This window comes from Marinitoga lauensis, from assembly GCF_004135675.1.
In the GTDB taxonomy this organism is placed as follows: domain Bacteria; phylum Thermotogota; class Thermotogae; order Petrotogales; family Petrotogaceae; genus Marinitoga; species Marinitoga lauensis.
In genome coordinates this window covers 116,085-131,403 of record NZ_QHLX01000001.1, presented here as the reverse complement: position 1 = coordinate 131,403, position 15,319 = coordinate 116,085, and the positions used below count along the sequence as shown (strand labels likewise).

The 15,319-nt window shown below is 27.5% G+C and carries 16 protein-coding genes and 2 pseudogenes; all 18 read right to left on the bottom strand.

Going from position 1 to position 15,319, the window contains the following annotated elements; translation table 11 throughout:
• Positions 1-55 precede the first annotated feature (55 nt).
• Positions 56-1,965 (bottom strand): annotated as a pseudogene (gene ligA / locus DJ007_RS00635) (NAD-dependent DNA ligase LigA).
• A gap of 105 nt (positions 1,966-2,070) precedes the next feature.
• Positions 2,071-2,424, bottom strand: coding sequence for a holo-ACP synthase (acpS, locus tag DJ007_RS00630; protein ID WP_129407889.1), 354 nt, complete (start codon positions 2,422-2,424; stop codon positions 2,071-2,073).
• Positions 2,421-2,699 carry a hypothetical protein gene (locus tag DJ007_RS16660; RefSeq protein ID WP_240739130.1) on the bottom strand — a complete coding sequence of 93 codons (279 nt, stop codon included), beginning with the start codon at positions 2,697-2,699 and terminating at the stop codon, positions 2,421-2,423. Before DJ007_RS16660 ends, acpS begins: the two co-directional genes overlap by 4 nt.
• Positions 2,700-3,145: 446 nt before the next feature.
• On the bottom strand, positions 3,146-4,492 hold the full coding sequence (locus DJ007_RS00625; RefSeq protein WP_240739129.1) for a cell division FtsA domain-containing protein: 1,347 nt from the start codon (positions 4,490-4,492) through the stop codon (positions 3,146-3,148).
• Positions 4,493-4,602: 110 nt separating this feature from the next.
• A complete protein-coding gene (locus DJ007_RS16655; protein ID WP_276318619.1) occupies positions 4,603-4,761 on the bottom strand; it encodes a Smr/MutS family protein in 159 nt (52 codons plus the stop codon).
• Positions 4,762-5,163: 402 nt separating this feature from the next.
• Complete coding sequence (locus tag DJ007_RS00615) at positions 5,164-6,849, bottom strand: endonuclease MutS2 (protein ID WP_129407887.1); 1,686 nt, start codon at positions 6,847-6,849, stop codon at positions 5,164-5,166.
• A 3-nt stretch (positions 6,850-6,852) separates the two neighbouring features.
• Complete coding sequence (locus DJ007_RS00610) at positions 6,853-7,416, bottom strand: hypothetical protein (RefSeq protein WP_129407886.1); 564 nt, start codon at positions 7,414-7,416, stop codon at positions 6,853-6,855.
• A gap of 19 nt (positions 7,417-7,435) precedes the next feature.
• On the bottom strand, positions 7,436-7,741 hold the full coding sequence (locus DJ007_RS00605; protein ID WP_129407885.1) for a transketolase C-terminal domain-containing protein: 306 nt from the start codon (positions 7,739-7,741) through the stop codon (positions 7,436-7,438).
• A 148-nt stretch (positions 7,742-7,889) separates the two neighbouring features.
• On the bottom strand, positions 7,890-9,269 hold the full coding sequence (gene dxs / locus DJ007_RS00600; protein ID WP_165973922.1) for a 1-deoxy-D-xylulose-5-phosphate synthase: 1,380 nt from the start codon (positions 9,267-9,269) through the stop codon (positions 7,890-7,892).
• 10 nt (positions 9,270-9,279) lie between these two features.
• Positions 9,280-9,447, bottom strand: a complete 168-nt coding sequence (locus tag DJ007_RS15125; protein WP_240739204.1) for a transcription antitermination factor NusB — start codon at positions 9,445-9,447, stop codon at positions 9,280-9,282.
• A gap of 38 nt (positions 9,448-9,485) precedes the next feature.
• Entirely contained in the window at positions 9,486-9,707 is a 222-nt protein-coding gene (locus DJ007_RS15120) for a transcription antitermination NusB family protein (RefSeq protein WP_206075986.1), read from the bottom strand.
• The gene (locus DJ007_RS00590) at positions 9,704-10,150 is read right to left on the bottom strand and encodes an Asp23/Gls24 family envelope stress response protein (RefSeq protein WP_129407883.1); all 447 of its coding nucleotides are present in this window, start codon (positions 10,148-10,150) and stop codon (positions 9,704-9,706) included. The genes DJ007_RS15120 and DJ007_RS00590 overlap by 4 nt, the downstream gene beginning before the upstream one ends.
• A gap of 13 nt (positions 10,151-10,163) precedes the next feature.
• Positions 10,164-10,721 (bottom strand): elongation factor P, encoded by a 558-nt coding sequence (gene efp, locus DJ007_RS00585; RefSeq protein WP_129407882.1) that lies wholly within the window; start codon positions 10,719-10,721, stop codon positions 10,164-10,166.
• A gap of 26 nt (positions 10,722-10,747) precedes the next feature.
• Positions 10,748-11,830 (bottom strand): M24 family metallopeptidase, encoded by a 1,083-nt coding sequence (locus tag DJ007_RS00580; protein ID WP_129407881.1) that lies wholly within the window; start codon positions 11,828-11,830, stop codon positions 10,748-10,750.
• Positions 11,831-11,889: 59 nt separating this feature from the next.
• Positions 11,890-13,553: pseudogene (gene mutS, locus DJ007_RS00575) on the bottom strand (DNA mismatch repair protein MutS).
• Between the two features lie 191 nt (positions 13,554-13,744).
• On the bottom strand, positions 13,745-14,305 hold the full coding sequence (locus tag DJ007_RS16650; RefSeq protein WP_240739127.1) for a MutS N-terminal domain-containing protein: 561 nt from the start codon (positions 14,303-14,305) through the stop codon (positions 13,745-13,747).
• 113 nt (positions 14,306-14,418) lie between these two features.
• Positions 14,419-15,009, bottom strand: a complete 591-nt coding sequence (gene clpP / locus DJ007_RS00570; protein WP_129408236.1) for an ATP-dependent Clp endopeptidase proteolytic subunit ClpP — start codon at positions 15,007-15,009, stop codon at positions 14,419-14,421.
• Between the two features lie 2 nt (positions 15,010-15,011).
• Positions 15,012-15,257: a DUF370 domain-containing protein gene (locus DJ007_RS00565; protein WP_129407880.1), complete on the bottom strand. Its 246-nt coding sequence runs from the start codon at positions 15,255-15,257 to the stop codon at positions 15,012-15,014.
• Positions 15,258-15,319 lie beyond the last annotated feature (62 nt).

The window sequence follows — 15,319 nt, the reverse complement described above, 5'->3', positions numbered from 1 at the left end:
CCGAACCTGAACCCTCTTTTTGGAAAAAAGAAGAACGCGAGTTTTCGCGTTCTTCTTATATTTTATATTTACTGAAAAATTCTTCTTCGGTTAATATAGGAATACCATATTTTTTTGCTTTTTCAAATTTACTTCCAGCATTTTTTCCGACAACCAATAAATCCAATTTTTTAGTTACATTATCTTTGAAAATTCCACCGTTATTTTCAATAATTTCTTTTAACTGGCTTCTTGGCATCCTTTCTAATTCTCCAGTTGCACATATCATCATGCCATTAAATATTCCATTTGATGAATTTGTATTTTCTATTTCAAGCTTTATTCCATATTTTTTTAATTCATCTATTACTTCTTTTACTCTATCATTTCTAAAGAAGTCATATATTTGCTGTGCAATATCTTCTCCGATACCTTCAATTGCTATTAATTCATCATATTCTGCATTCATTAAATTATCAATAGATTTAAATTTTTGTGCAAGATCCTTTGCGATTTTTTTCCCTACATTTGGGATACCAATTGCATATAAAACCTTATCTAATCCTCTTTGTTTGGAGTTTTCTATCTGTTGCAATATTTTGCTTATCATTTTTGGGCCTACCCCATGTCCTAATGTAGCTAATTTGAAATGGTCTAATTTATATAAGTCAGAAACTTTTTCTATTAATTTAGCTTCAACTATTCTATCTATGAGCTTTGGACCTAATCCCTGTATATTCATGGCATCTCTTGAAACCCAAACCTCGAGGTTCCTTTTTAATTTTGCCTTACATAAAGGATTTAAACATCTAATTGCAACTTCAGATGGATTCAATTTTCCAACTTTTCCGCCACATACTGGACATGACTGAGGTTCATTTATTTTAATTTCGTTTCCAGTTCTTTTTTCAGTTAATACTGTAACAACCTGAGGAATAATTCCTCCTGCTTTTTCAATTTTAACGTAATCATTAATTCTGATATCGCGTTCTTTTATATAATCAAAGTTATGTAAACTTGCTCTTTGAACGGTAGAACCTTCTAAAAATACAGGTTCAAAAATTGCAACCGGAGTTATGACTCCTGTGCTACCAACTTGAAAAATAATATCTTTTACTTTAGTTATTGCCTGTTCTGCAGGAAATTTAAAAGCTATAGCCCATCTTGGAGAACGAGCAGTATTTCCTAATCTTGTTTGTTCTTCAAACGAATTTACTTTAATTACAGTGCCATCAACATCATAATCTAAAATTTTTTTATTTTCTGTCCAATATTTCCAGTATTCTATTACTTCATTAATATTTTTAGCTAATTTTGTTTGTTCATTTGTTTTAAATCCTAATTTTTTTAAGTATGTTAAAGCATCCATTGATTTTTTAAGTTGTAATTTTCCGGAAATAATATATAATATATAAAAGAATCAAGATGTCTTTTTGCAACTTCAGTTGTATCAAGTGATTTTATTGTTCCTGCAGTAGCGTTTCTTGGATTTGCAAATACTGGTAATCCTTCTTCCTCACGTTGTTCATTAATTCTGAAGAATTCTTTTTTAGGCATAAATATTTCTCCACGAACTTCTATGTTTATAGGTTCAGTGAGTTTTAATGGAATACTACGTATTGTTTTTATATTTTCAGTAACATCATCACCAGTAATACCATTACCTCTGGTTATAGCTTGCGTCAGTATGCCGTTTTCATATTTTAGAGAAATTGATATTCCATCAATTTTTAATTCGCAAGTATATTCAACATTTTCTTTGCCTAATAATCTTTTAACTCTTTCATGAAATTCTAAAATATCCTGTTCGTTATAGGTATTATCTAAACTCAACATTGGGATAGTATGTTCAACTGTTTTGAATTCAGAAATAATATATCCTCCAACGCGATAACTTGGAGAATCAGGAGTTTTTAATTCCGGATATTTTTTTTCTAATTTAATAAGCTTATTAAATAATTTATCGTAATCTGCGTCAGAAATCAAGGATTATTTAATACATAATATTGATAATTATGTTTTTCTATTATTTTTTTAATTCTTCATATTCTTTTTTTATTTCTTCAGGTATCATATAAACCTCCATCTGTCTTAATTATCTTCGATTATAACAATTGATGTAGCATAATTTCTTTCATGAGAAATAGAAAGATGTAATTTGCAATTACCAAAGTTTTGTTTTAAATATTCTATTGTTTTTTCGCTAAAATAAGGTTTCCCTTTTTCATCGTTAATAATAGTTATATTTTTATATGGTATAAAAGTTCCAAAAGCTTTTATTAAGGATTCTTTTGCAGAAAATCTTCCTGCTATAAATTCCTGTTTCCTTCTATTTCCAGTAAAACCATTTAATATTTCAATTTCTTCATTACTTAAAACTTTATTTTCAATTCCTTGAGATATTCTATTTATTTCTACAATATCTATACCAATACCTTTTATCATTCAAACTCCATCCTTATATTATCTCCATTATTTATTTTTTCATTAAAACTAAAGATTTCTTTATTGTTTATATATATTCTATATTTTGTAAAATTAGAAATATCAAAATCAATATGTAAAAATAGGTCTAATAATTTAATGTCTTTTTCTATTTTTTCAACTTTCAAATTCATATCGTTATAAACTTTACTATTAATATCAATTATGCTGTTATTTCCATCTTTTATAATAATTTCTTCAATGGGTAATTCTATATTATTTCCATTTAATGTCACCGTTATATATTTTTCTGGTTTTATATTTACGAAATCTCTAATAGTTGGTAATTCTAGAATTTTGGAACTTAGATTATCATTATCATTTAATTCATCAAAATCACCTAATATAACACCATTCCTTAAGAGTATTTTGCCTGCTGGAATCTCATAAGGAATATTATTAATAACGAATTTTATTACTGATGACTCTAAAGTTATATCTTTAACATATGGTTTTTTGGTTTCTATCTTATCTCCATCATTTAATTCTTCTTCAATACTGATGTCCTTTCCGTTTTTTAATATTCTTGGATATATTTCATATTTTTGACCATCAATAAATATCTTATATGGTTTTATTATATCTTTTAAAAACGCTTTTTTTATTTTACCATCTTCAGGTTTTCCTACTTCAATAATGTCTCCTGGTTTTATAGGAGTTTTTAAATCTGATAATAAACCATTTATTTTAATGGAGCTTCTTTTCCTTTTTCACCAGGTATAAATTTCAATTCACCATTTAATTCATAAGATATTGCAGGTGCCGGTTTTCCAACAAGATCATTTATTGTAAATCCTGCCTGTAATAAAACCTGTATAACCGAAATATTTCCACCAACAAGCATCATATTTATAGGTTTATTGTTAACCATTACTCTGGCAAAAACATTTCCTTCATTTTTATGTGCCACGTAAGCTATTCCAACAGGAGTAATAAATTCACTGCCTTCAAAATTTACATTATCTGCAAATTTAACATAATCTATATTTTTAATATCTTTTAGAGTAATTCTATTTCTTGATAAATTTAATTTTAAGGATAGTTTATCTATAAACTCTGGAACTTTTCCACCACCACCAACAACCATAACAGCTATGGGCGGTTTTCCGTTTAATTCAAGAATTTTTTCTGAAATTTTACTGGTAATTTCGTCTATTACAGGCTCAATTATTTGCATAACTTCTTCTTTTGTTATTTCATGTTCAAAATCCAATATATCTTTATATTTAAAAGTTTTATTTTCTTTAGAATTCAATGTCCTTTTTATTCGCTCAGCGGTTTTAAAATCAACCAGTAATTCTTTAGAAATTGCCTCAGAAATTTCATCTCCAGCCATTGGGACCATACCATAACCAATAATAGTTCCATCTTTCGATATGGCAATATCACTTGTTCCTGCACCAACATCAACCATTGCAATATTCAATGTTCTTAAATCTTCTGGTACAATTAAATTCATTGCTGCAATAGGTTCAAGTGTAATATGGACTGGTTCTAGACCATTTAATTCCAATACTGCAAGCATGGCATCAACAACATTTTTAGGCAAAAAAGCCGCGATTACTTTAACTTTAGCCATATTACCTTTTTGACCTTCAAGTTTTTTTATCCATTCTCCATCCAATTCATAATATAATACTGAATAACCAACACAATAAAAATTTTTCTCTATATCAAGATTTTCCACAGCATTTTTTACAGCTTCTAATTCAAGTCCTTTCATTGTATTGTAATCAATATGTTTAAATTCAGATATATCCTTTTCATATTCTCCTACGGCTGTTACTAAAAATCTTCCAGCCAGAGCAACAGCAACGTTTTTTGTCTCATTATTATTGTTTTTCTTTAATTCATTAATTATTTTCTCTACTCCTTTTGAAACTTTTGTAACATCATGAATTTGTCCATCTAACATAGCTCTGTTTTCATGTTCTTTAATAGCAACATCTTTTATTATTATTTCTGAGTCATTTATCATATCAGATATTATTCCTACGATAAATCTCGTTCCTATATCGAGTGCGAACATAAATACACCTCCAATGAGGGATTAGAATAAATTAAAACATATTTTGCTATTTTACTTCTATAAATGTAACTCCTGTTCCCCTTCTTTATCATTACCCAATCTAAATGTTTTTACTCTTTTATTTTTCTTAAATAATTCCAGATTCCTAAAGCCAATTTACCAGTACCTTTACCGTGAATAATATATCCACCATTTAAATTTGAAGCTAATAAATCAGATATAAATTTTTCCACTTCAGGTAAAGCTTCTTCTACCGTTTGACCACGTATGTCTATTTCATTTTTGACATTCTTAATAATATGAACTTTGTTACTTACATTATTGTCTTTTTTTATTTCATCTTTTTTTAAATCTATTTCATCAATTGAAACAGTTAATTCAAAGGGTTTATCAATAAAGCTTACAAGTATTTTTTTTCCTTTAACCTTTATAACCTTCGCTTTTTCTCCCGATATATTTACAATGTCTCCTTTTTTAACATATCTAATGTTACTTTCCTTTTTTTGAATATTTATATTATCTATTTCCTTTTTTTAGTTTCAACTAATTTTCCTAGATGTCTTATTTTATCTATATCCCTTTCTTTTTTAAAATATTTATATAGTGATCTATTTCTTTTTTTAAATCTTTTAAATATTCCTTATATTGTTTTATTTCTTTATCAATTTTTTCTATTTCCTTTTTTTCAGCAATTTCATTTTTTCCTCTAAACTTTCTTTTAAAGATATAACTTCCTTATGTTTTAATTTATGTTCTTCTTTTTCTTTTTCAAGTTCCTCATAAATTTGCGTTAAATTTTCCAAAATTTTTTCATCAAAAACCTGTTCTTTACTAAGAAAATTATTAGCTTTTAATAATACATCTTCTGGCAATCCTAATTTTTCTGCAATATCTATAGCATGAGAAGCACCAGGAACACCTACCAATAGTCTATAAGTAGGGGATAAATTTTCTTTATCAAATCCCATTGAGGCAGATAACAGTTTTTTGTTTTCTATAGAAAAAGTTTTTACAGCAGATAAATGAGAGGTAACAAAAAAGGTTGAATTTAATTCAATTAGCTTTTCAATAATAGCTAATGCTAACGCAGAACCTTCAATAGGATCTGTTCCGGTTCCTAATTCATCTATTAATATTAGGGACTTATTATCAGCATTGTCAAGAATAAATTTTACATTTTTTAAATGAGCAGAAAAAGTACTTAATGTTTGTTCAATACTTTGTTCATCACCTATATCTGTAAAAATATTTTTAAAATATGGTATTTTGGCATTATATGCTGGTATTGGGAAAACCGAATGTGCAAATACAATACTAAGACCGACAGATTTCAATACCACAGTTTTTCCGCCTGTATTTGGACCTGTGATTATCATCCCTAATTTTTTTTCAGGCAATTTTAAATTTACAGGAATAACCTTTTCTTTTTCTATCAACGGATGTCTTATACCATCTAAATAAATAGTATTTTCATTTTTCTTTGGTAATGAAAATATATAACTATTTTTTTTAGCATATCTTATTTTTGCATTTAATCCATCAATATATTCAATAATTTTTATTGTTTTATTTATGTTGTACAAATTTTTATTGGTTTCTAAAAATATTTTTCCCAATATTCTTGAAATTTCAGCTTTTTCTGAAGCGATTAAGTCTGATAATTCTGAATTTAATCTACCAACTTCATATGGCTCTATATATGCCGAAACACCACTATCGGAATAAGCTATAATAGTTCCATCAATTTTACTTTTATGTTCTGATTTTATAACGATGCAGTATCTATTATTTTTTAATGTAGGTCTCTCCAAAGCTATGTATTTATGATATTTGGATATGATTCGCTTTAATGAAGTATATAAGTTTTTTTTAACAGTTTCAATTTTTCTTCTTAATTGTCTCAAATTATCACTTGCGGTATCTTTTATGTTACCATCTTCATCGATAGACTTATCTACTAATTTTACATAATCCATAGTATCGGGTATAGAAAAAATTATTTTTTCTAAATTATTATAACCTTTTAAAAAAGTTTTATTTTCTTTTATTATATTTAATGATTGAGATAAAAAGTTTGAAATTCTTTTATATTCCACAGGGGTTAAATATATATTATTTTCAATTTTTTCAATTTCAGAATATATGGATGGAATACCCCTTAAATCAAATTCACCATATTTTATAATGAAATTGTTAAACTCTTCAATAATTTCATACTTATTTTTCAACACATCGTAATCTTTTATATATTCAAAATTTTTTATAATAAAATTTTTTCCATATACCGAAGATGAAAAACCTGATATAATTTCTAATATTTTATTTATTTCAAGATCATTATATGTTTTTAGATTCATTAATTAAAAAAGCACCTCCACTCCCATGGATACTGGCAAATAATTAATTGTTACCATTTTATTTTCTGTTGTAAAATATCTGGATTCATATCCTCCAAGAAGAAAAATATCAATAGTTGAAACTTTATAAGATAATCCAAGATTTATACTTATTGAAGTGGATAATGATTGAAATTGATCTTCTGTGTGAATACCACCCAATGCCATCACATTAAATTTTGTATTAAATAAAAAGTCAGTATTATATAAAGTAACAATTCCTAATTCATATCCAGTATTTTCTATTATTGAGTTTAGATCTTTCAACTGAGTTTTATCCAAATTATCATAAATAGTATATCCGAAATATGGTCCAAAAAGCATTTCAGGAGAATCTTCAGCTGGATACATTATAGCAATTTTAAATGAATAATAATCAAACTTTTTAAATGTATCATCCCAATTTGAAATATCTAATGATGTCGATGAAGAAGTAAATCCATATGTACCTAACGTTAATAAATTAAATGAAAATCCCCAGGATATAATCAATACAAAAAATATTAATATTGCAGTCCTTTTCTTCATTCTATTCTCCCCTTTCATATTACTTTATTTTTTCAGTAGAATATAATAATTTCTTTATTTCAACTGGCTTTACAACAAACTCATTCAAAAGTTCATGCCTTATTCCTTGTGGAACAAATTCATCCTTAATACCAAAAGTATGTAAAGAACATTTGATTTTATTTTCTAATATATAAGATTTTATTTCTTCATTAAAACCGCCCTTTAAACTATTTTCTTCTACTGTTATAATATTGGTATTATCTTTAAGATATAATTGTAATATGTGTTTATCGATGTTTTTTACATTTCTAACACCTATTATTGTAGCATCAAGTTCTTCCAAAAATTTTTATATTCTTCCGCTAATTGTCCAACAACCAAAATAACATTTTTGTCGTTTCCGTGTTTTATAATTTTCCATGAGTAATCCACAATTTTCAAATTTGAAATTACTTTATCAATATTTAAATTTTCTCCACCACGTGGAAATCTTATAAAAGTTGGTTTATCCAGATCTTTTTCAAAGATGTAAAAATCATATTCGCTAAATCTTGGGCGTTTAAAGGAGTTAAAATATCGATATTTGGAATTAATCTCAGATAAGAAATATCAAAGACTCCATGATGCGTTGGTCCATCTTCTCCAACAATACCAGCTCTATCTAACAAAAATAATACAGGTATTTTTTGCAATGCAATATCATGAATTATAGAATCATATGCTCGTTGCATAAATGAGGAATATATATCAACTACTGTAAAAATACCAGATAATCGAGTTGCTCCAGAAGCAGTTACAATAGAAGGCTCTGTAATACCAAGATCAATAACCTTCTCTGGGTATTTTTCTTTTAATACATTTAATCCTGTACCCTCTTCCATTGCTGCTGTATATGCAATGAAATTATGTTTGCTGGCAATATGTTTTAAAGTATGACCAACTATTTTGGAGTAAGATATACTGGTTGATTTTTTATTACTTATTCCATGAAATTTTGTTGGATTTTTTTCAGCAAATTCCATTCCTTTTCCTTTAATTGTTTTTAAATGTAATATACATGGTCCATCTTTATAGTTTTTTATAAATTCCAGATATTTTTCTAATTCTTTTATATTGTGACCATCAACAGGACCGTAATATTTAATTCCCATATCTTCAAATACACCTAAGGTGTTATTATAAACAGTATGTTTAATACCATCTTTTAATTTTTTCAATGCAGTTTCAATATCCTGTCCTACATCGGTACTCTCGAGAGAACCTTTTAATTTTTCTTTAAAAGAAAAATAATCGTTTGAAATTCTAATTTTGTTTAACATTTTTGCTAAAGCTCCAACATTTGGAGAAATAGACATTTCATTATTTAGTAAAATTATTTTTATTTTAGAATCAACAGATTTCAATTGATTTAATGATTCTAAAATCATACCACTTGTCATAGCTCCATCGCCAAATATGGCAATAACATTTTTATCTACATTTTGCTTTTTATATCCTAATTCATAACCTAGTGCAGCAGCAATTGAAGTTCCAGCATGACCAGCTCCAAAATAATCGTATTTACTTTCAAATATATTAGTAAATCCACTTATACCATTTCTTTGTCTTAAAGTAGAAAAAGAATGCCACCTACCTGTTAACAATTTATGTATATAAGCCTGATGACTTGTATCCCAAATTATAATGTCCTTTTCAGGATCAAAAATTCTATATAAAGCTAGAGTCAATTCAACGGTTCCTAAATTTGAAGATAAATGACCAGTATTTTTCTTTACCGTTTCATAAATATATTTTCTTATTTGATTTGCGAATCTATCTAATTGTTCATAATTCATCTTTCGAATCGCATAATACAAAGGTTTTTCTTTCATCAGATCACCTCTATAATCTTTTAAATTCTTCTTTAGCCAGCTTATCCAATATTCCATTTATAAATTTTGCACTTTTTTCATTTGCATATTTTTTCGCTAATTCTACAGCTTCATCTAATATTACCTTTGGCGGTATATCTTTTCTGTTCTTCAATTCAAAAATAGATAATCTTAAAATTGATTTTTCTATATTTGCTACTCTATCAAATTCCCAATTTAATAAATATTTTTTATTAAATTATCATAATCATTTTTATTATTAAAAATGTTTTCTAAATATACTTCTGCTTCCTCAATTAGGCTTTGAGGGACCTTTTTATTTTCTAAAAGGTCCCTCAATAAATTTAATATTTCTTCATATGATGCATTATAATTAAAATCTAATTGGAATATAGACTCTAAAACAGCTTCTCTAATTTTTCTTCTTTTAGAAATCAATTTTCAACACTCCCATTATTTTCATCATAAAATTCTTCTTCTTCTATTTTTTCTTCTATATTTTTTTTCTCTATCTCAGGTGTTCTTTCTAATTCTTCAATATTTTGTTCCATTTGAGATACAATTAATCCATCTAAAACTATATCTATATTTCTTACAGGTACCTCTGTCATTTTTTCAACTTCTGATTTTAAAAATTCCTGTAAATCCTTTGCGAACTGTATTATGCTCGTGCCATATTTTGCTTTTGTTTTAATGTAAACAGAAATGGTTTCATCGTCATTTTCAATTATCTTTATCATCTTAGCGATATCTTTGTCGTTTAACTCATACTCAGGTACGTTTTCTTTAAAGAATAATTGATAAGATTTCATGGCCAATTCTTTTAAAGCTGTGTCGCTAAAAGAAAGTTCACCAAATTGATTATTTTCATTAATGGCCATATTCTCCCTCCTTTCAGGCTCTTTCTATATATTCTCCTGTTCTCGTGTCAATTTTTACCTTTTGTCCCACTTCAACAAAGAATGGTACTGTTGTTTTTAATCCCGTTTCTAAAATAGCTGGTTTTCCACCACCTGATGCAGTATCACCTTTAAAGTTTGGTTCAGTTTCAGTAACTTCTAAAACAACAACTGTAGGTAAAACAATTCCAACAGGCTTTTCTTCGTAGAATGTTAAAGTAACTTCTAAGTTATCAATTAAATAATCTTTTGCATCTGACACGTCATCTTCTGTTAATAAATATTGTTCATAAGTATTTAAGTCCATGAAAACATAATTATCTCCATCATGATATAAATATTCCGCAGGTCTATATTCTAAAGCTGCTTCTTCAACTTTTTCACCTGAATTAAAATTTTTATCAATAACATAACCGGTTTTTATATTTTTTAATTTTGTTTTAATAATACCACTGCCTCTACCTGTAAAGTGTTTTTGCATTCCTAATACTCTATATAATTCACCATCTACTACAATAATCATACCTTTTTTTAAATCTCCAACAACCACCATCTTTTCATTCCTCCTATATCATAAAATTATAAAATAATTAGTTTTTTATCAAATGAAGTTAAAACTTCACATCCGTCGTTAGTAATTAATACATCATCTTCAATTCTTACACCTAATTCCCCAGGTAAATATATGCCAGGTTCGATAGTTATTATATCACCAACCATGGATATAAGTTCTGAATTTTTTGAAACTCGAGGATTTTCATGAACTTCCAATCCCAACCCATGACCTAAACTGTGTGTAAAATACTCGCCATATCCACCTTCAGCAATGATATTTCTTGCGACTTTATCTAAATCACCATACCTCATACCACTTTTTGCAGCATCTATAGCAGCCATTTGAGCTTTTAAAACTAATTCATATATGTTTCTTTGTTTCTCTGAAACATTCCCAACTGCAATAGTTCTTGTAATATCTGAATTATATCCATTTGCATATGCACCAAAATCAATAACAACAAGTTCTCCATTTTCAATTTTTTTATCTGAAGCTATGCCATGTGGCAATGCACCTCGAAAACCTGAAGCAACTATTGTTTCAAATGCATAATTATCTGCACCAAATAATCGCATATTATATTCCAATTTAGCAGCAAACTCTTTTTCTGTCATCCCAACAATAAAAGTATCAAGGGTTTCCTGTAATGCTTTTTCAGCAATAATCGCAGCTTCTTTAATAAATTTAATTTCTTCTTCTGATTTTGTTCTTCTTAATTCAGTAATTAAATCTTCAGCTGGAATAAATTCGTAATTTTCAAAAGATTTTAATACCTTTAAATATATGTTTGATGATATTGTTGTCGATTCAAAACCAATTTTGGCACCTTTTGGTAGGTTTATAATATTTTTTAATTCTTCAGAAAGTTTAGTTTTAAATAATAAGGGTTTGATTCCAGTTTGTTTTTCTGCTTGTTCTGTATATCTTCCATCTGTCATAAATATAATATCATTATGTGTAATATATATAATAGAAAATGAACCAGTAAATCCTGTTAAATAATAGGAAGAAGGTTTTGATGAATTTTCAATATTAATTATTAAATAGGCATCTAAGTTTTTTGATTCCATTTTTTCTCTTAATTTTTTAATTCTATTTTCAAACACAATAAATCCCCCTTAAATTTAAATTTTTGATTGGATATTTATAATATTATACCATAGACTCAAAAAAGTTTTAGTTGATTTTTATTCTTAATAAACCTCTTTTGTTTAATTTTTTTCATGCTTTTCAATTTGTTTTCAAATTCGGTTTTATTAGATATTTCCTCCATAACTTCCTTCGCTCTTGCAACAACTTCATTAGGAACGCCTGCAAGTTTCGCGACTTCAATTCCATAGCTTTTATCACTAATTCCATCTTCAATTTTATGTAGAAATATTATACCAGATTCAGTTTCTAAAACCTTTACCCTTTTATTAATAATTCCATCATAAAAATCATTTAACATTGTTAATTCCATATAATGTGTTGCAAATATAGTATATGATTTTAAAATTTGATAAATGTATTCAGATGTAGCCCACGCAACACTGATTCCATCAATTGTACCTGTACCCCTACCAACTTCATCAAGAAGAATTAAACTATCTTCATCAGCATTATTTAATATGGTAGAAACTTCCGCCATCTCCACAAGAAAAGTAGATTTTCCACTAACAACATCATCTTTAGCACCAATTCTGGTAAAAATATTTTTAATATAGGTAATTTTGCATATTCAGCTGGTACATAAGAGCCAATTTGGGCCATTATAGAAATAATACCAATTTGTCTTAAATACGTAGATTTTCCACTCATATTAGGCCCGGTTAAAATCACAAATCTTTTACTTCTATCAAGTTTTATACTATTAGGCGTAAATGAGTCGGTAAATTGTTCCACAACGGGATGACGACCATTTATAATAACAAAATTATCATCATCAAAATCCGGCTTTGAATAATTATTTTTTATTGAAGCTTCTGCAAATCCTCTTAAAATATCTATTTTTGAGATATTAGAAGATAAAATCTTAAGGTCTTTTACATATTTTTGCAATTCTAAAATTAAATTATTAAAAAGCCTTTTTTCTAATTCATCAATCTTTTTTTCCGCAATAGAATATTTTTCCTCTAAATTTCTTAATTCTTCAGTTATAAATCGTTCTGAATTTACAAGTGTTTGTTTTCGAATATAATGTGGTGGAACTTTATCTATATTAGCTTTTGTAACCTCAATATAAAAACCATATATTTTATTTCTTGAAACTTTTAAATTTGAAATACCAGTTTTTTCTTTTTCTTTTAACTCAATTTCTTTTAAGAAAACAGAAGAGTTTTCGAATATTTCTTTATATTGATCTAATTCATTATTAAATCCTTTTTTTATAACTCTTCCAGTTCCAACCTGTGTAGAAGGTTCTTCAGTTATAGCAGAATGTAATAAACCTATTAAATCATGAAATTCCTCTAATGTATCTAATCCTAAGGCACTTAATAATTCATTTATGTAAGGCAATACCTCCAGAGAAAATCTTAAAGCAACTAAATCTCTAGGAGTAGCTCTTAAAAGCGAAATTCTTGAAATTATTCTTTCTATATCTCTGATTGAACTAAGATATTCTTTCAATTCCTCCATAATTAAAGGATCATTTCTGAATATTTCTACTATTTCCAGACGTTTTTCTATTGACTTTTTATCGATTAAAGGTTTTGATATCCATTGTTTTAAGGTTCTTGAACCCATAGGAGTTTTTGTAAATTTCAAAACATCAAAGAGAGTTTTTCCTTTGTTTTCTCTATTTGGAAGCAATCCTAAATTTAATATGGTGGTGGAATCTAAAATCATATTATTTGAACTTTTAAAATGTTTCGGGAGAGAAAAATGAGTGATTTTTTGCTTTTGAGTAATTTCCAAATACTTAAAAACAGCACCCAATGCTAATAATTCATTATTATTTAAGTTTAAAACATCAATATTCAAAATACCATAACTTTCTTTTAAAATATCTTCAAAATTTTTATTAAAATACCATTCGTCTAATTCCTCAACATATAGAGAGGGATATATATTTTTATTTTATTCTTTAGAGTTTTTAAATTATTAGATAATAAAACTTGGACAAAAGAATAAGAAGAAATAAAATCTAAAATTTCATTTTCTGAAATTTTAAAGGAATCTATATATAATTCACCAGTACTAAAATCAAATATTGTAAATACATAATTGTTGTTATCAATAAAATAAATTAATAATGAATATCTATTATTTTCATCTATCATATTTTCTTCAACTATAGTTCCTGGAGTAAGAATTTTAGTAACTTCTCTTTTAACAATCCCTTTTGCTGTAGCAGGGTCTTCTACTTGCTCACATATAGCAACTTTAAATCCCTGTTCTAATAACTTTTTTAAATAGTTATCAAGAGCATGATGTGGAATCCCAGCCATAGGATGTCCATTCCTTTGGGTCAAGGTGATTTGAAGTGCTTCGCTGGTAATTTTTGCATCTTCAAAAAAGGTTTCATAAAAATCCCCTAATCTAAATAATAAAATACAATCATTATATTCATTTTTTATTTCCAGATATTGTCTCATCATAGGAGTAACATTATTGATAATACCACCTTCCCATTACATCAGGGTGCTTTCGCACCCTGATGATGAAAATTATATTAGAATAAATATACATCAGGGCGCTAAGCGCCCTGCAATTATTTTATTTCTTTTCTGCTTTTAATAACTTTATCTATTAGTCCATATTCAAGAGCTTCTTCAGCTGACATGAAATAATCTCTATCTGTATCTTTTTCGATAGTTTGTAATTCCTGCCCTGTGTGTTCACTTAATATTTTATTTAACATTTTTTTTATTCTCAATAGTTCTTGAACCTGAATTTCTACATCTTTAGCTGTACCTTGAGCACCACCCCATGGTTGATGAATCATTATTCTTGAATTTGGTAATGCAAATCTTTTTCCTTTAGCACCTGCAGCTAATAAAACAGCACCCATTGAAGCTGCCTGGCCAATACAAATAGTAGCAACATCTGGTTTTATATATTGCATAGTATCGTACATTGCTAAACCAGCTGTTACTGAACCACCAGGACTATTGATATATAAATAAATATCTTTTTCAGGATCTTGAGCTTCTAAAAACAAAAGTTGCGCAACAACTAAATTTGAAATATAATCATTAACTTCTGAACCTAAAAATATGATTCTATCTTTCAATAATCTGGAATATATATCATATGCTCTTTCATACCTACCTGTTGATTCGACAACTACTGGAATAGGCATACTCACTGTTCATTCACCTTCCTTATTTTTTCAAATATTTTTTCTACTGGAAGAGCCAATAAAAACATATGGCCACTATCTGTAAAAATTATTGATCTTACGCTTTTACCATAAGTTAAATCAACTAAACTGGTTGTATTTTGATGTTCTTTCTTTAGTCTCTTATAATGTGCAAATTTTTCTGGTATAATAGAATGTATTCTTTCCGCAATTAAGAAAGAGTTTTTTGTAACATTTATGATAGCCATATTTTCACCTCCATAAATTATATTATACACCGAAAATATTAAAAAATCAAAACGGAGGCGAT